This is a genomic window from Actinomycetes bacterium (genome assembly GCA_035489715.1).
Taxonomy (GTDB): Bacteria; Actinomycetota; Actinomycetes; order JACCUZ01; family JACCUZ01; genus DATHAP01.
In genome coordinates this window covers 1-15,491 of the sequence record DATHAP010000225.1, presented here as the reverse complement: position 1 = coordinate 15,491, position 15,491 = coordinate 1, and the positions used below count along the sequence as shown (strand labels likewise).

The following is a 15,491-nucleotide window of genomic DNA, read 5'->3' as shown; positions in this document are numbered from 1 at the left end:
CAGGGTCTGCCACTGGCGCACCATGCCGAGGCTGCCGTTGTTGATGATGGCGACCTTGATCGGGATGTCGTTGATCGCGCAGGTCGCCAGCTCCTGGTTGGTCATCTGGAAGCAGCCGTCGCCGTCGATGGCCCAGACGGTCGCCTCCGGCCGTCCTGCCTTGGCGCCCATCGCGGCGGGCACGGCATAGCCCATCGTGCCGAGGCCGCCGGAGTTGAGCCAGGTGCCCGGCTTCTCGTACTGCACGAACTGCGCGGCCCACATCTGGTGCTGGCCGACGCCGGCGACGTACAGCGCGTCCGGACCGGCGATCCGGCCGAGCCGCTCGATGACGTACTGCGGCGCCAGCGATCCGTCGTCCGGTCTCTCGTAGCCGAGCGGGTAGGTCGCGCGCCACCGGTCGAGCTGGGCCCACCAGCCCTCGTAGTCGCCGCGGTGGCCGGCGGCGTGCTCGGCCTGCACGGCGGTGTTCAGCTCGGCGATCACCTCTCGGCAGTCCCCCACGATCGGCACGTCGGCGGTGCGGTTCTTGGAGATCTCGGCCGGGTCGATGTCGGCGTGCACGACCTTGGCGTCCGGCGCGAAGCTGGACAGCTTGCCGGTCACCCGGTCGTCGAAGCGTGCACCGAGCGACACGATGAGGTCGGACTTCTGCAGCGCGGTGACCGCGGCGACGGTGCCGTGCATGCCCGGCATGCCGAGGTGCTGGCGGTGGCTGTCCGGGAAGGCGCCGCGGGCCATCAGCGTCGTGACGACCGGGATGCCGGTCAGCTCGGCGAGCGTGAGCAGCTCGGCCCACGCTCGTGCCTTGAGGACCCCGCCGCCGACGTAGAGCACCGGCCGTCGCGCTTCGGTGACGAGCCGGGCCGCCTCGCGGATCTGCTTTCCGTGCGGTCGGGTCACCGGGCGGTAGCCCGGCAGGTCGACCGAGCCCGGCCAGCTGAAGGTCGTCATGGCCTGCAGGGCGTCCTTCGCGACGTCCACCAGCACCGGACCGGGCCGCCCGGTGCCGGCGATGTGGAACGCCTCGGCGATGGTCCGTGGGATCTCGGCCGGGTCGGTGACCAGGTAGTTGTGCTTGGTGATCGGCATCGTGATGCCGCGGATGTCGGCCTCCTGGAAGGCGTCGGTGCCGATGGCCGCCGACGGCACCTGGCCGGTCACCGCGACCATCGGGACGCTGTCCATGTAGGCGTCCGCGATCGGGGTCACCAGGTTGGTCGCGCCCGGCCCGCTGGTGGCCATGCACACGCCGACCCGGCCGGTGGCCTGCGCGTAGCCCTCCGCCGCGTGCCCGGCGCCCTGCTCGTGGCGCACCAGGACGTGCCGGATCGCGGTCGAGTCCATCAAGGGGTCGTAGAGCGGGAGGATCGCGCCGCCCGGGATGCCGAAGACGGTGTCGACCCCGGCGGCCTCCAGCGAGCGGACGAGGCTCTGGGCCCCCGACATGCGCTGGTCGAGCTGTTCCGGCATCGTGACGGACCTTTCTGGGCGTTCGGTGTGACGGGACGGCGGCGGCTGGCCAACAAAAAGCCCCTCCGGTCCAGTGTGGACTCGCGAGGGGCGGCGCGCAGCGGTGACGGAAGCGTCAGGCGGCGCGCTCCGGGCGTACGACGAGAAGGTGCTGCACGCGAACACCCTCATCGTGGCCGGTCCGCCGTGTCAACGGCTGGGCAGCGGCGTCTCGCATCCCGGTCGGTGTGCGGCCGGGCAGGTCGGGCACGATCGGGTGCATGACTGATGACCGGACCCGCCAGACGACGACCCTCCCGGACGGGCGGACGCTGTGCTTCGCCGAGTGGGGCGACCCGGACGGCTTCCCCGTGCTGTCCCTGCACGGGACGCCCGGCAGCCGGCTGAACAGGCACCCGGACGAGGGGCGGTACGCCGCCGCCGGCGCCCGGTGGGTCACCTACGACCGCCCCGGCTACGGCGGGTCGACGAGGCTTCCCGGCCGGTCGGTCGTCGACGGCGTCGCCGACGTCCGGGTTCTCGCCGACCACCTCGGGCTCGACCGGTTCGCGGTCACCGGTGGGTCCGGCGGAGCGCCGCACTCGCTGGCGGTCGCCGCCAGGCTCGGCGACCGGGTCGTCCGGGCACGCTGCGACGTGGGCCCGGTCCCCTACGACACGGCCGGCTTCGACTGGTTCGCCGGGATGGCCGAGATGAACGTCACCGAGTTCGGCTGGGCGCTGGACGGCGAGACGACCCTGGCCGCCAACCTCGAGCGGGAGCACGCCGACTTCGTGCGGCGGATCGCCGAGGACCCGGCCAGCATGCTGGGCGCGTGGGAGATCGACGAGGCCGACCGGGCCGTCCTCGCTCGCGCCGACATGGCCCAGGTCATCACCGCGTTCGGGGCCGACCTGGCCCGCGGCGGCTACTGGGGATGGGTCGACGACGACCTGGCCTTCACCCGGCCGTGGGGCTTCGGCGTCACCGAGATCGCCGTGCCCGTCGAGGTGCGGTACGGCGTCAAGGACACCCTGGTCCCGGCCGCCCACGGGGCCTGGCTGTCCGAGCAGGTGCCCGGGGCGACGACCGTCGTCGAGGAGGGCGAGGGACACATGGGCGACCCCGACCAGGTCGGCCGGCTGACCAGGTGGCTGGTGACCGGCAGCTACGAGTGAGCCGCCGAGCGGCTAGCCGCAGACGGCTCCCTCGGCCGCCGAGCCGACCAGCTTGACGTACTTGCCGAGCACCCCGGACGTGTACGTCGGCGGCAGCGGCTTCCAGCCGGCCCGCCGCCTCTCGAGCTCGTCGACGTCGACGAGCAGGTCGAGGGTCCGGGCCGCGACGTCGAGCCGGATGCGGTCGCCGTCGCGGACGTGGGCGACCGGCCCGCCGTCGACGGCCTCGGGCGCGACGTGCCCGACGCACAGGCCGGTCGTGCCGCCGGAGAACCGGCCGTCGGTGAGCAGCAGCACGTCCTTGCCGAGACCGGCGCCCTTGATGGCCCCGGTGATGGCGAGCATCTCACGCATCCCGGGCCCACCCTTCGGTCCCTCGTAGCGGATGACCACGACGTCCCCGGCCGTGATGGTGCCGTCCTCCAGCGCGTCCATCGCCGCGCGCTCCCGGTCGAACACCCGGGCCGTGCCCTCGAACACGTCGGAGTCGAAGCCGGCCGTCTTGACGACCGCCCCGTCCGGTGCGAGCGAGCCGCGCAGGATGGTCAGGCCTCCGGTGCGGTGGATCGGCTGCGACATCGCGCGCACGACCTTGCCGTCGAGGTCGGGCGGGTCGATGGCGGCGAGGTTCTCGGCCATCGTCCGGCCGGTGACGGTCAACGCGTCGCCGTGCATCAGGCCGGCGTCGAGCAGCGCCTTCATCACGACCGGCACCCCGCCGACCCGGTCGACGTCGGTCATCACGTACTGCCCGAACGGCTTGACGTCGGCCAGGTGCGGCACCCGCTCCCCCACCCGGGTGAAGTCGTCGAGCGTGAGGTCCACGTGCGCCTCGCGGGCGATCGCGAGCAGGTGGAGCACGGCGTTCGTCGAGCCGCCGAAGGCCATCACCACGGCGATCGCGTTCTCGAACGCCTCGCGGGTCATCACGTCGCGGGCGGTGATGCCACGGCGGAGCAGCTCGACGACCGCCTCGCCGGACCTGCGGGCGAACCCGTCGCGGCGGCGGTCGGTGGCCGGCGGCGCGGCGCTGCCCGGCAGCGACATGCCGAGCGCCTCGGCGGCCGACGCCATCGTGTTGGCCGTGTACATGCCGCCGCACGCGCCCTCCCCCGGGCAGATCGCCCGCTCGATCGCGTCGACGTCCTCGCGGCTCATCAGGCCGCGGGCGCAGGCGCCGACCGCCTCGAAGGCGTCGATGATCGTGACCTGCCGCTCGGTGCCGTCCGAGAGCTTGGCGACGCCGGGCAGGATCGAGCCTGCGTAGAGGAAGACCGAGGCCAGGTCCAGCCGGGCCGCCGCCATGAGCATGCCGGGCAGCGACTTGTCGCACCCCGCCAGCAGGACCGAGCCGTCCAGCCGCTCGGCCTGCATGACGACCTCGACCGAGTCGGCGATGACCTCCCGGCTCACCAGCGAGAAGTGCATCCCCTCGTGGCCCATCGCGATGCCGTCCGACACCGAGATGGTCCCGAACTCCAGCGGGTAGCCCGCGCCCGCGTGCACCCCCTCCTTCACGGCCTTGGCCAGCCGGTCCAGCGACAGGTTGCAGGGCGTGATCTCGTTCCAGCTCGAGGCCACGCCGATCTGCGGCTTGGCGAAGTCGTCGTCGGTCATGCCGACGGCGCGCAGCATGCCCCGCGCGGCGGTCTTCTCCAGGCCGTCGGTGACGTCGCGGCTGCGGGGCTTGAGGTCCGGTGCGTCGCTCACGGGGGCGACCCTACGGCCGCGCGGGCCTCCCGACAGGTGACGGACCGGCGCCCGTCCGCATCCCGGGAGCGGCCGCAAGCCGGCTGCCAGCGTGCTGCAAGTTTGGCCCGGACCCTGGGGGCATGCCCACGACGACAGGGGTGGCTGGCACCACCACCGACCGGCGGTCACCTCCATTGGCTGCCGGGTACGTCCGCGCCACTGTCGACCTCATGACCACGCAGCCGCGCCCGACGCAGCCCCGGCCGCTCCGGGCTGCCCGCGAGCTGCTGCTCCTCGTGGCCCTCTACGCCGCCTACAGCCTGGCCCGGACCTTCGGCGACGGTGACCTCGCGGAGGCGACCAGCCACGCGCAGTCGCTGCTCGGTCTGGAGCACGCCCTGCACCTCGACGTCGAGATGTGGGCGAACCGGGCGCTGCACGACGTGCCGCTCCTCGCCGTGCTGGCGAGCTACTGGTACGCCGCCCTGCACTACCTCGTGACCCCCGCCCTGCTGGTCACCGTGTACCGCCGGGCGCCCGAGCACTACCGCCGGGTGCGCAACACCCTGGTCACCGGCAGCGCCATCGGCCTGGTCGGCTTCACCCTGCTGCCGATGGCGCCGCCCCGCATGCTCCCGGGATACGTCGACACCCTCGCCTCGACCTCCGGCTCGGGCTGGTGGGGCGGCGACGCCAGCGCACCGAAGGGCCTGGGCAGCCTGACCAACGAGCTGGCCGCCATGCCGTCGCTGCACGTGGGCTGGGCCTTCTGGTGCGCCTGGGTGGTCTACCTGCTCACCCGCGACCTGCGGATGCGCCGGGCCGGGCTCGCGTACGCGGCCGGGACCGCCCTGGTCGTCGTGGCCACGGCCAACCACTACGTGCTCGACGGGGTCGCCGGCGTCGCGGTCATGGCGGTGGGCTGGGCGGTCGCCACCCTGCCGGCCCGGCGCCGGGCAGCGGTCCCCGCGCCGGTCTCAGTCCAGGGCCAGCGGGTCGTCGAAGCCTGGTTCAGGCAGGACGGTCCGCAGCAGGAAGCGGCCTGAGGGGTCGCGCAGGGTGACCGTGGCGCCGCCCGCGCTCGGCGCGGTCGGTCCAGGAGCGACCAGCGCGGCCACCCCGTCCTCCTTCACCGGTATCCGCAGGTCGGCCTGCCCGTCCCGCTCGTAGAGCAGGCTGCCGGGGCCGGTCGGGCACAGCAGCAGCGTCGGGTCCTGCGGGGAGAACGGCTCGAGCAGCCACGGCAGCCGGGCGTCGCCGCCGACGGGCAGCGCCCGGGTGCCGGCCGCGAAGCCGAGCACCCCGTCCTGGCCCGCCACCGCCTGGAAGCGGCGGCCGTCGGGCCGCGTGAGCAGGACGATCGCGAGCCGGCGCTGCTTCCACGGCGCGCCGCTCCAGATCACCTCGGCCGTGGCGCGCTCCAGGTCGACCACGGCGCCCGCTCCCGAGCGCAGCGCCCGGCTGAGCTGTCCCGGGTCCGGGCCGTGGTAGCGCGGCGCTTCGGTGCCGGCGACCTCGAGCACCGCCGAGGTCTCGCGCTCCGGCTCGACCCGGACCAGCATCGGCCGGCCGAAGACGCCGGGCGCCTGCGCGCGCACGGCGACCAGAGGGTCGGTGTCACCGAGGTCGGCCACCACGCTGCCGTCCGGGGAGTACGCGAGCCGCCACGACCGCCGGGCCGAGCCGTCGTCGGCGAAGGTCACCCGCGGCGAGAAGCCGAAGCGCACCGGGCCGGGCCGGGCCAGCGCCACGGCGACCACCGAGCCCTCGGCGCCCGGTCCGGCCCAGGCGAGGTACTGCTGGGAGTCGCTGAGCGCGGCGCCCTCGGTGACCGGCGCGCTGCGCACCGGCCCGCCGGGGGCCACCCGCAGGACGTGGACGGCGGTGGTGACCATGCCGGCCATCACGTCGGTCCCGGCCATCACCAGCCGCGAGCCGTCGGGCAGCCGACCGGCGAAGTACAGCCGGGTGGCCCTCGGCCGGCTGTCGCGGACCCGGGCCATCGCGGCCGCGACGAACTCCTCGTCGGCGGCGAGGTCGCCGCGCGGCTCCCAGGCCACGCCGTTGCGCACGGTCAGCGGGCTCGGCCCACCCGTCGGTGTCACGGCCAGCGGGAGCGGCCCGGTCTCCTCGCGGGGCGCCCCCTGCAGCGGCCCGTCCACCGACAGGTCGAAGGGTCCGACGTCGGCGGCGGAGAGGACCAGCGCGAGGGCCGCGAGCGCGACGACGACCCGGCCGGCCGCCTTCAGCGCCGGCCGACGACGTGCCCTCTCCGGCGACCCGGCGACGATCTCGTCGGGATCCCCGGCCGGCCGGCCAGCCACCAGACCCACATCCGGAGTGTAGGTCGGGTGCCGGTCCTGCTGGGTCGTACTGAGTCGTAGGGTCAGTACGTCGCGGTGATCACGTGAGCGAGCGGCTCGCCCGCGTCCCAGCGCCGCAGCTGCGCCTCGACGAGCCGGGCCGCGCGCGGCAGGAACGCCGTCGTGTTGCCGCCCACGTGCGGGCTGACCAGCACCCCGGGAGCCGACCACAGGGGGTGGCCTGGCGGGAGCGGCTCCGGGTCGGTGACGTCCAGCGCAGCCCGGAGCCGGCCGCTGGTCACCTCGGCCAGCAGGTCGTCGGTGCGCACGACCGGCCCGCGCGCGACGTTGACCAGCAGCGCGCCGTCGCGCATCCGGCTCAGGAACCCGGCGTCGACGAGCCCCCGGCTCTGGTCGGTCATCGGCACGGTGAGCACGACGACGTCGGCCTCCGGCAGGAGACCCGCAAGCTCGTCCAGGCCGGCGACCCGCTGCCCGTCCGGCCCCGCACGGCCGGTGCGGGCCACCCGCAGCACCCGGCACTCGAAGGGCAGCAGCCGCCGCTCGACCGCCTGCCCGACCGAGCCGTAGCCGACCACCAGCACGGTCCGGTCGGCGAGCGCGTCGCGGCGCCGGCCGTCCCACCCGCCGCGCGCGGCGTCGCGCACGAAGTCGGGGATGCCGCGCAGGCTGGCCAGCACCAGGGCGAGCGCCAGCTCGGCCGTCGACGTGTCGTGCACCCCGCGGGCGTTGCAGAGCGTGACCCCGGCGGGCACCTGAGGACGTACGTCGTCGACACCGGCGGTCAGGGTCTGCGCCACCTCCAGCGACGGCATGCGGGCCATCATCCGGGCCGGCTCCGACCCCGCCATGTAGGGCAGAACGTAGAACCGGACGTCGGCCACCGACGCCGGCGGCTCGGCGGTGCCGTCCCAGACGTCGACCGCCAGCCCGGCCGGCAGCGCCAGATCGCTGCGCCACGCCTCGTAGGGCAGCCAGACCGTCATGCGCCGGTGCCCCGGCAGCGCTCCAGGTACCCCGGCCAGTCCCAGTCGCTCAGGAACGCGCCGGCCGCCTCGTGCCCGGCCAGCAGCAGCTGCTCCTGCTGCTCCTCGGTGATGCCGAAGTCGACCGGCGAGACCCCGGAGGTGTCGACGAACACGCTGCGCGCCTGGACGCACGGGTCGTCGATGTGCGTGGCGTCGCAGGCCTCGAGCATGGTCTCGACCAGCGACAGCGCGAGCGAGACGGTGCCGCGCACCTGGGTGGTCTGGACCCGGCCGGCCGGGCGCATCGACAGCCGCACCCCGAACGTCGGCCACCTCGGCGGCCGGCCGTCCGCGCGGTCGAACACCGCGACCGGGAAGTTCGACAGCACGCTGCCGTCGACCAGCGTCGACACACTGCCCTCGGCGCGCCCGGCACCGGGCGACCGCAGGGTCACCGGCTCGAAGAAGAACGGGATCGACGCGGAGGCCCGCACGGCGTCCGCGACCTCCTGCTCGTCCGGGTCGAGGCCGTAGAGCGGGTAGTCCCAGGGCAGCCGCACGAAGCGGTGCTGCGAGACGTCGCTGGCGGTCACCAGCAGCGAGTAGCGCCGCTCGGGCGGGAGCGCGCTGGCGTCGTCGTCGGCCTCGGTCAGCCGGAGGTCGCCGAAGGTCCGCACCCCGAGGTCGGCGAGCGCGCCGCGCACCCAGGAGCGCAGGTAGTCGCCCTCGAAGACACCGCCGTCGAAGGCCAGCGACAGGCCGTCCACCACGCGCGTGAGCGGTCCGGCCGCGCGACCGAGGCCGCTGCGGTCGCGCAGCCGCGGGTAGTCGAGGGTGCGGGCGACGTCCTCCAGCCGCTCGAGCGGCTCGCCGGCCCGCTGCAGCGCCACGAGGAAGGCGGCGACCACGGCGCCGGCGGACGTGCCCGCGACGCGCGGGAAGCTGTAGCCGGCCCGCGCCAGCGTCGACACGGCGCCGGCGAGGCCGATGCCCTTGACCCCGCCGCCCTCGAGCACGAGGTCGGCCCGCAGCGTCATGGCCCGACCCTAACGATCGCGTCACCGTCGACCCCGCGGGTGGCGCCCGGGCATCCGGCCGGGGAAGGCTCGGCAGATGCCGACGACCTCCCGCGCCGCCGCCCGGACGCTGCTCGTGCTGCTCGGGCCGCTCGTCCTCGCGCTCGCCGGCTGCAGCGGCGACGCCTCCGACGAGGCGGACCCGACCCGCAGCGCCGGCGCCGGGCCGAGCCGGAGCGCGTCGGGGACGACGGCGTCCCCGTCCGCCCCCGCGAGCAGGGCGGCCCGCCCCCGGGTGGCCGGCGACGTGGCCACCGGCCTGTCGGTACCGTGGGGGCTGGCCTTCCTGCCCGACGGCACCGCGCTGGTCAGCGAGCGCGACACCGAGCGCGTCAAGGCGGTCGACGACTCCGGCGAGGTGCGCACCGTGGGCCGGGTCGACGGCGTCGACGGCAGCGGCGAGGGTGGCCTGCTCGGCCTGGCCGTGTCGCCGGACTACGCGACCGACAGCACGGTGTTCGTCTACTTCACCCGCGGGTCGGAGAACGTGGTCGCGCGGATGACGTACGACGGCGAGGGGCTCTCGGGCCAGCGGATCGTGCTCGACGGGATCCCGGCCGGCCCGATCCACAACGGCGGCCGGATCGCGTTCGGCCCCGACGGCTACCTCTACGTCGGCACCGGCGAGAGCGGGCAGAGCGACCTGTCCCAGGACCGGGACTCGCTCGGCGGGAAGATCCTGCGCATCACCCCGGACGGCGCCCCGGCGCCCGGCAACCCGTTCGCCGGCTCGCCGGTGTGGAGCCTCGGCCACCGCAACGTCCAGGGACTGGCCTGGGACGACGAGGGCCGCATGTGGGCCGCCGAGTTCGGGCAGAACACCTGGGACGAGCTGAACCGGATCGAGCCGGGCGAGAACTACGGCTGGCCGGTGGTCGAGGGCCGCGCGGGCGATGAGCGCTACGTCGACCCGGTGCGGCAGTGGCGGACCAGCGAGGCGTCGCCGAGCGGCATCGCGGTCGCCGACGGCTCGGTCTTCATGGCCGCCCTGGGCGGCACCCGGCTGTGGCAGGTGCCGCTCCTCGAGGGTGCCGACGGTCGCACCGGGCGGCCGCGGGCGTCCATGCGCCAGCGGTACGGCCGGCTGCGCACGGTCGTCGCCGCCCCGGACGGCTCGCTGTGGGTCAGCACGAGCAACCGCGACGGCCGTGGGGCACCCCGCGAGGGCGACGACCGCATCGTCCGCCTGACCTTCGACTGACCCGGACCGTCGGCGGATCCGCTCGATGACCGTGCGGATCTCCCGACAGTCGGTGAGGTCGGCGGCCGGTCCGTACAGTGCCGGGCGTGAGCGAGAGCCCCGGTCCGGTCGCGCTGGTCGGCAGCGGCGAGTACCTGCCGGTGATGGAGTCGCTGGAGCGCCGCCTGCTGGCCGATCGGCCGCCCCGGTTCGTCCAGCTGGCGACGGCGGCGGCCCTCGAAGGCGTCGACTCGCTGGCCTACTGGCACGGGCTCGGTCGCGATTCGGCCGAGCGCCTCGGGGTGGAGCAGGTCGTCGTGCCCGTTGTCGACCGGGTCAGCGCCGACGACCCGGAGCTGGCTGCCCGGGTCGACGGGGCCGGGCTGGTCTACCTCTCCGGCGGCAACCCGCCCTTCCTCGCGCGCACCCTGCGCGGCACCGCGGTGTGGGCGGCGATCGACGCGGCGTGGCGCGCCGGCGCGGCGCTGGCCGGCTGCAGCGCCGGCGCGATGGCCCTGACCAGCCGGGTGCCGGACATCCGCCATCCGCTGCGCGACCCCGAGGAGGGCCTCGGCGTGGTGCCCCGGATGAGCGTGCTGCCGCACTTCGACCGCTTCGCCGGCCGGCTCCCCGACACGGTGCTCAAGCACCTGTCCCACCCGCCGCCGGGCATCGTCTCCGTCGGCATCGACGAGGACACCGCCCTGCTCGGCGGGCCGGACGAGTGGGAGGTCGTCGGCCGGCAGTCGGTGTGGGTGCTCGGCAAGGACGGCCGGCACGAGTACCCCGTGGGCACCCGGCTCCTGCTGCCCACCGAGGACCAGCCCTAGCCGGCGGTGCGGTAGCCGGCCTCCTCACAGGCGGCGTCACAGGCGGCGTCGCAGACCGCCTCCTCCTGGTCACGGGTGCGGCCGGTCAGCCGTCCCGTCGCAGGCGGGATCAGGATCGGCGCCGGCCGCGCAGCGCAGCCAGCCCGGCGACCGCCGCGACGCCGCCCGCCGCTGCCAGGGCACCGTGGTGACGGGCCAGTGCCGCCTGCGGGCTGCTGGACTTCGCCGTGCTGTCGAAGCGGCCGTGCGCGCCGTGGTCGTCGGTGTCGTCGACCGGCCGGAAGAGGTAGTCGCGGCGGCTCGGGTCCTCGGGCTGCTCCGCCTGCTGCGAGGCGACACCGGTGCGCCCGAGGTATCGGTCGAGCAGACCGGGCACGACGGCGTTGGCCAGCAGGGTGCCCACCGTGCTCGCGCCGACCCAGTACTCCCGGCGCTGGGGGTGGTCCGCGGCCCAGGCGACCGCCCGGGCGGCCACCTCGGGCTGGTAGATCGGCGCGACCGGCTGGGCCTTGCGGGGCAGCCGCGACCGCACCCAGTCGAACTGCGGCGTGTTCAGCGCCGGCATCTGCACCATGGTGACCCGGACGTTGCTGCCGTCGGCGAACAGCTCGGCGCGCAGCGAGTCGTGGAAGCCCTGGATCGCGTGCTTGCTGCCGCAGTAGGCGGCCTGCAGCGGGATGCCGCGGTAGGCCAGCGCGGACCCGACCTGCACCACCGTCCCCCGGTCGCGCGGACGCATCCGGGCCAGTGCCGCACGAGTGCCGTAGACGTAGCCGAGGTAGGTGACCGCTGTGACCTGCGCGAACTCCTCGGGCTCGACGTCCCAGAACCAGGCGAACGCGGACTGCGAGGCGACGTTGACCCACAGGTCGATCTCGCCGAGCTCCCGCTCGACACGCTCTGCCGCCCGGTCGACGGCCGCGGCGTCGCTGACGTCGGTGGGGACGGCCAGCGGCCTCCCGCCCAGGCTGCGCACGGCCTCGGCGGCCCCGTCGAGCCCGGCCTGCCCCCGGGCCAGCAGGGCGACGGCGTCACCCCGGCGGGCCAGCTCCTCGGCGACAGCGCGGCCCAGGCCCGCGCTCGCACCCGTGACGACGGCGACTCGGCTCATGCCCTCCCGCCTACCCCCGCCGCCGGACGGCGGAACGTGGCCCGTCGGACGGTAGCGTCGGTCGGTCCCGGCGGGCGGTCGAGGTCCTCAGCCGGTGCAGCGCTCCAGGACCAGCTCGCGCACCCGGGCCGCGTCGGCCTTGCCCTGCGTCGCCTTCATCACGGCGCCGACGATCGCTCCGGCAGCTGCCACCTTGCCGCCGCGGATCTTCTCCGCGACGTCCGGGTTGGCAGCCAGGGCTTCGTCGACGGCCGTGACCAGCGCGCCGTCGTCGCTCATGACGGCCAACTGGCGCCCCGCCACGACGTCGTCGGGCTCGCCCTCGCCGGCGAGCACACCCTCGATGACCTGCCGGGCCAGCTTGTCGTTGACGGTGCCCTCGTCGACCAGCGCGACGACCCGGGCCACCTGTTCCGGCGTCATCGGCAGCGAGGCCAGGTCGGTCCCCCGCTCGTTGGCGTGCCGGGCCAGCTCACCCATCCACCACTTGCGGGCCGCCTCGTGAGCCGCGCCGGCGGCCACCGTCTCCTGCACCAGCTCGAGTGCGCCGGCGTTGACCATCGACTGCATCTCGAGGTCGCTGACGCCCCACTCGGCCTGCAGCTCGCGGCGGCGCTGCCACGGCGGCGGCGGGAGCTCGGCGCGCAGCCGCTCGACCCACTCGCGGTCGGGGGCGACCGGGACCAGGTCCGGCTCGGGGAAGTAGCGGTAGTCCTCGGCCTGCTCCTTGGACCGGCCGGACGTCGTGGTGCCGGTGTCCTCGTGCCAGTGCCGGGTCTCCTGCACAACCCGGTGGCCGGCCAGCAGCAGCCCGGCCTGCCGGCTGATCTCGTGGCGCACCGCGCGCTCCACCGAGCGCAGCGAGTTGACGTTCTTGGTCTCGGAACGGGTGCCCAGCGGGTCGGCCGGCGACCGGCGCAGCGACACGTTCGCGTCGCAGCGCAGGGAGCCCTGCTCCATTCGGACGTCCGAGACGCCGAGGCCGCGCACCACCTCGCGCAGCGCGGTGACGTAGGCGCGGGCGGCGACGGGCGCCAGGGCCCCGGTCCCCTCGATCGGCCGGGTGACGATCTCGATCAGCGGGATGCCCGACCGGTTGTAGTCGACGAGGCTGTGGTCGGCGCCGTGGATGCGACCCGTGCTGCCGCCCACGTGGAGGGACTTGCCGGTGTCCTCCTCCATGTGCACCCGCTCGATCTCGACCCGCACGGTGCGCACGCCGTCGTCGGTGGGCACCTCGACGTCGAGGTAGCCGTCGGTGCAGATCGGCTCGTCGTACTGCGAGGTCTGGAAGTTCTTCGGCATGTCGGGGTAGAAGTAGTTCTTCCGCGCGAAGCGGCACCAGGTCGCGATGTCGCAGCCGAGCGCCAGCCCGACCCGGATCGTCGACTCGACCGCCGTCCCGTTGAGCACCGGCAGCGCGCCGGGCAGCCCCAGGCAGGTCGGGCAGACCTGGGTGTTGGGCAGCGCGCCGAACTCCGTCGCGCAGCCGCAGAACATCTTCGACGCGGTGCCCAGCTCGACGTGGACCTCGAGCCCGAGCACCGGGTCGAACTGCGCGACCGCGTCGTCGTAGTCGACCGGCCCTGACGTGGCGGGCGCGGCGGCCTGGCTCACGCCTCGTCCTCGCCCCGCCGCAGCCGGCGGACGATGATGATCGTGCCGGTCACCAGCACGACGGTGTTGAGCAGGGCATCGACCAGCTCGAGCCGGTCGCCGTCCTCCCGGGCCTGCCTGAGCCGTGAGACGGCGGTGCGGCCGGCCATCACGGTGCTCACGAAGGTGACGATGTTCTTGATCGTCTCGGGGTTCACCACAGCAGTGCCTCCACGGTCTACGACGTCGCGAGCGAGATCTCGGGGGCCTCGTCGACGAGCAGGTGGCCCCACCGGTCGGCGAGGGCGCCCTCGAGGGCGGCGCCGACGCGGTAGAGCCGCTCGTCGGCCAAGGGCGGTGCGATCACCTGCAGCCCCACCGGCAGGCCGTCCTCCGGCGCGAGGCCGGCGGGCACCGACATCGACGCGTTGCCGGCCAGGTTGGACGGAATCGTGCAGAGGTCGGCGAGGTACATCGCCAGCGGGTCGTCGAGCCGCTCCCCGAGCTTGAACGCCGTGGTCGGCGTCGTCGGCGACAGCAGCACGTCGGCCCGCTCGAAAGCCCGCTCGAAGTCGCGGACGATGAGCGTGCGGACCTTCTGCGCCTGCCCGTAGTAGGCGTCGTAGTAGCCGCTGGAGAGGGCGTACGTCCCCAGCATGATCCGTCGTTTGGCCTCCGGGCCGAAGCCCGCGTCGCGCGTCAGCGCCATGACGTCCTCGGCGCTGGCCTCGCCGTCGTCGCCGACCCGAAGGCCGTAGCGCATGGCGTCGAAGCGGGCCAGGTTGGAGGAGCACTCGCTCGGCAGGATCAGGTAGTAGGCCGGCAGCGCGTAGTCGAACGCCGGGCAGTCCACCTCGACGACGGTGGCCCCGAGCTCCTCCAGCAGCGCGACCGACTCGCGGAATCGCTGCTCCACGCCGGCCTGGTAGCCCTCGCCCCCGAACTGCTTGACGACCCCGACCCGCATGCCGCTGACGTCGGCCCGCCGGGCCGCCGTCACGACGTCGGGCACCGGCCGGTCGACCGACGTCGAGTCGAGCGGGTCGTGGCCGGCGATCACAGCGTGCAGGAGCGCGGCGTCGAGCACGGTGCGTGCGCACGGACCGGCCTGGTCGAGGGACGACGCCAGCGCCACCAGGCCGTAGCGCGAGACGCCGCCGTAGGTCGGCTTCACCCCGACCGTCCCCGTCACGGCGGCCGGCTGCCGGATCGAGCCGCCGGTGTCGGTGCCCACCGCGAGCGGGGCCTGGAACGCCGCGACCGAGGCCGCCGACCCCCCGCCGGACCCGCCGGGGATGCGGTCCAGGTCCCACGGGTTGTGGGTGGGCCCGAAGGCGGAGTGCTCGGTGGAGGACCCCATCGCGAACTCGTCCATGTTGGTCTTGCCCAGCACGACCAGCCCGGCCTCGCGGACCCGGCGGGTGACCGTGGCGTCGTACGGCGGGCGCCAGCCCTCGAGGATCCGCGACCCACAGGTGGTGGGCAGGCCCTGGGTGACGATCACGTCCTTGAGCGCCAAAGGCACGCCGGCGAGCGGGCCGAGGGCCTCCCCCGCGGCACGGCGCGCGTCGAGGCGACGGGCGGTGTCGCGGGCGCCCTCCTCGTCGACGTGCAGGAACGCGTGGACGGCGCCGTCGACCGCGCGGATGCGCTCCAAATGGGCCTCGGTGACCTCGGCGGAGCTGGTCTCCCCGGAGGCGATCGCCTCGGCGGTCGCGGCCGCCGTCAGGCGCACCAGGTCGGTGCCGCTCACGCCTCCTCCCCCAGGATGCGCGGCACCCGGAACCGGCCGTCCTCGGCGGCCGGTGCGCCGGAGAGCGCCTGCTCCTGGGTGAGCGCGGGGCGCACCTCGTCGGGTCGGGTGACGTTGGTCAGCGGCAGCGGGTGCGAGGTGGGCGGCACGTCCGCGGTGTCGAGGTCGCCGATGCGCGAGATGGCGGAGACGATGGCGTCGAGCTGCCCGCCGAGGCGGTCCAGCTCGTCGTCGTCGAGGGCGAGCCGGGCCAGCCGGGCGAGGTGGGCGACCTCCTCGCGGGTGACGGCGGATCCGCTGTCGGGCATGCCGGCCATCCTAGGTCGGCGGC

Annotated in this window: 14 protein-coding genes; 4 read left to right on the top strand and 10 right to left on the bottom strand. The window is 74.7% G+C overall.

Annotation, left to right across the window (positions count from 1 at the left end):
* A partial coding sequence (locus tag VK640_17695) for an acetolactate synthase large subunit (protein ID HTE75013.1) occupies window positions 1-1,473 on the bottom strand: 1,473 nt, incomplete at its 3' end.
* Between the two features lie 260 nt (window positions 1,474-1,733).
* Here VK640_17695 and VK640_17690 point away from each other — a divergent pair.
* Window positions 1,734-2,630: an alpha/beta hydrolase gene (locus VK640_17690; protein HTE75012.1), complete on the top strand. Its 897-nt coding sequence runs from the start codon at window positions 1,734-1,736 to the stop codon at window positions 2,628-2,630.
* A 12-nt stretch (window positions 2,631-2,642) separates the two neighbouring features.
* Here the strand turns inward: VK640_17690 and ilvD are convergent, their stop codons facing one another.
* Window positions 2,643-4,340 (bottom strand): dihydroxy-acid dehydratase, encoded by a 1,698-nt coding sequence (ilvD, locus tag VK640_17685; protein ID HTE75011.1) that lies wholly within the window; start codon window positions 4,338-4,340, stop codon window positions 2,643-2,645.
* Window positions 4,341-4,462: 122 nt separating this feature from the next.
* On the opposite strand from ilvD, the gene VK640_17680 reads away from it, so the two are divergent.
* Complete coding sequence (locus VK640_17680; GenBank protein ID HTE75010.1) at window positions 4,463-5,368, top strand: phosphatase PAP2 family protein; 906 nt, start codon at window positions 4,463-4,465, stop codon at window positions 5,366-5,368.
* Here the strand turns inward: VK640_17680 and VK640_17675 are convergent.
* The 3 genes from VK640_17675 to VK640_17665 are packed head-to-tail and all read right to left on the bottom strand — an operon-like array spanning window position 5,300 to window position 8,651.
* Window positions 5,300-6,655: a hypothetical protein gene (locus tag VK640_17675; protein HTE75009.1), complete on the bottom strand. Its 1,356-nt coding sequence runs from the start codon at window positions 6,653-6,655 to the stop codon at window positions 5,300-5,302. The genes VK640_17680 and VK640_17675 overlap by 69 nt on opposite strands.
* A 53-nt stretch (window positions 6,656-6,708) precedes the next feature.
* Window positions 6,709-7,632 carry a 2-hydroxyacid dehydrogenase gene (locus VK640_17670; protein HTE75008.1) on the bottom strand — a complete coding sequence of 308 codons (924 nt, stop codon included), beginning with the start codon at window positions 7,630-7,632 and terminating at the stop codon, window positions 6,709-6,711.
* Window positions 7,629-8,651 (bottom strand): patatin-like phospholipase family protein, encoded by a 1,023-nt coding sequence (locus VK640_17665; protein ID HTE75007.1) that lies wholly within the window; start codon window positions 8,649-8,651, stop codon window positions 7,629-7,631. The genes VK640_17670 and VK640_17665 overlap by 4 nt, the downstream gene beginning before the upstream one ends.
* Window positions 8,652-8,727: 76 nt before the next feature.
* Between VK640_17665 and VK640_17660 the strand changes: the two genes are divergently transcribed.
* Both VK640_17660 and VK640_17655 read left to right on the top strand, forming a co-directional pair.
* Window positions 8,728-9,891 carry a PQQ-dependent sugar dehydrogenase gene (locus VK640_17660; GenBank protein ID HTE75006.1) on the top strand — a complete coding sequence of 388 codons (1,164 nt, stop codon included), beginning with the start codon at window positions 8,728-8,730 and terminating at the stop codon, window positions 9,889-9,891.
* An 86-nt stretch (window positions 9,892-9,977) separates the two neighbouring features.
* Window positions 9,978-10,700 (top strand): Type 1 glutamine amidotransferase-like domain-containing protein, encoded by a 723-nt coding sequence (locus VK640_17655; protein ID HTE75005.1) that lies wholly within the window; start codon window positions 9,978-9,980, stop codon window positions 10,698-10,700.
* A gap of 109 nt (window positions 10,701-10,809) precedes the next feature.
* On the opposite strand, the gene VK640_17650 is transcribed toward VK640_17655, so the two are convergent.
* The 5 genes from VK640_17650 to gatC form a co-directional block, all read right to left on the bottom strand.
* Window positions 10,810-11,811, bottom strand: a complete 1,002-nt coding sequence (locus tag VK640_17650; protein HTE75004.1) for an SDR family oxidoreductase — start codon at window positions 11,809-11,811, stop codon at window positions 10,810-10,812.
* An 87-nt stretch (window positions 11,812-11,898) separates the two neighbouring features.
* Complete coding sequence (gatB, locus tag VK640_17645; GenBank protein HTE75003.1) at window positions 11,899-13,428, bottom strand: Asp-tRNA(Asn)/Glu-tRNA(Gln) amidotransferase subunit GatB; 1,530 nt, start codon at window positions 13,426-13,428, stop codon at window positions 11,899-11,901.
* On the bottom strand, window positions 13,425-13,625 hold the full coding sequence (locus tag VK640_17640; protein HTE75002.1) for a hypothetical protein: 201 nt from the start codon (window positions 13,623-13,625) through the stop codon (window positions 13,425-13,427). The genes gatB and VK640_17640 overlap by 4 nt, the downstream gene beginning before the upstream one ends.
* Before the next feature lie 20 nt (window positions 13,626-13,645).
* Window positions 13,646-15,160: an Asp-tRNA(Asn)/Glu-tRNA(Gln) amidotransferase subunit GatA gene (gene gatA, locus VK640_17635; protein ID HTE75001.1), complete on the bottom strand. Its 1,515-nt coding sequence runs from the start codon at window positions 15,158-15,160 to the stop codon at window positions 13,646-13,648.
* A complete protein-coding gene (gene gatC, locus VK640_17630) occupies window positions 15,157-15,468 on the bottom strand; it encodes an Asp-tRNA(Asn)/Glu-tRNA(Gln) amidotransferase subunit GatC (GenBank protein ID HTE75000.1) in 312 nt (103 codons plus the stop codon). Before gatC ends, gatA begins: the two co-directional genes overlap by 4 nt.
* Between the last annotated feature and the right edge of the window lie 23 nt (window positions 15,469-15,491).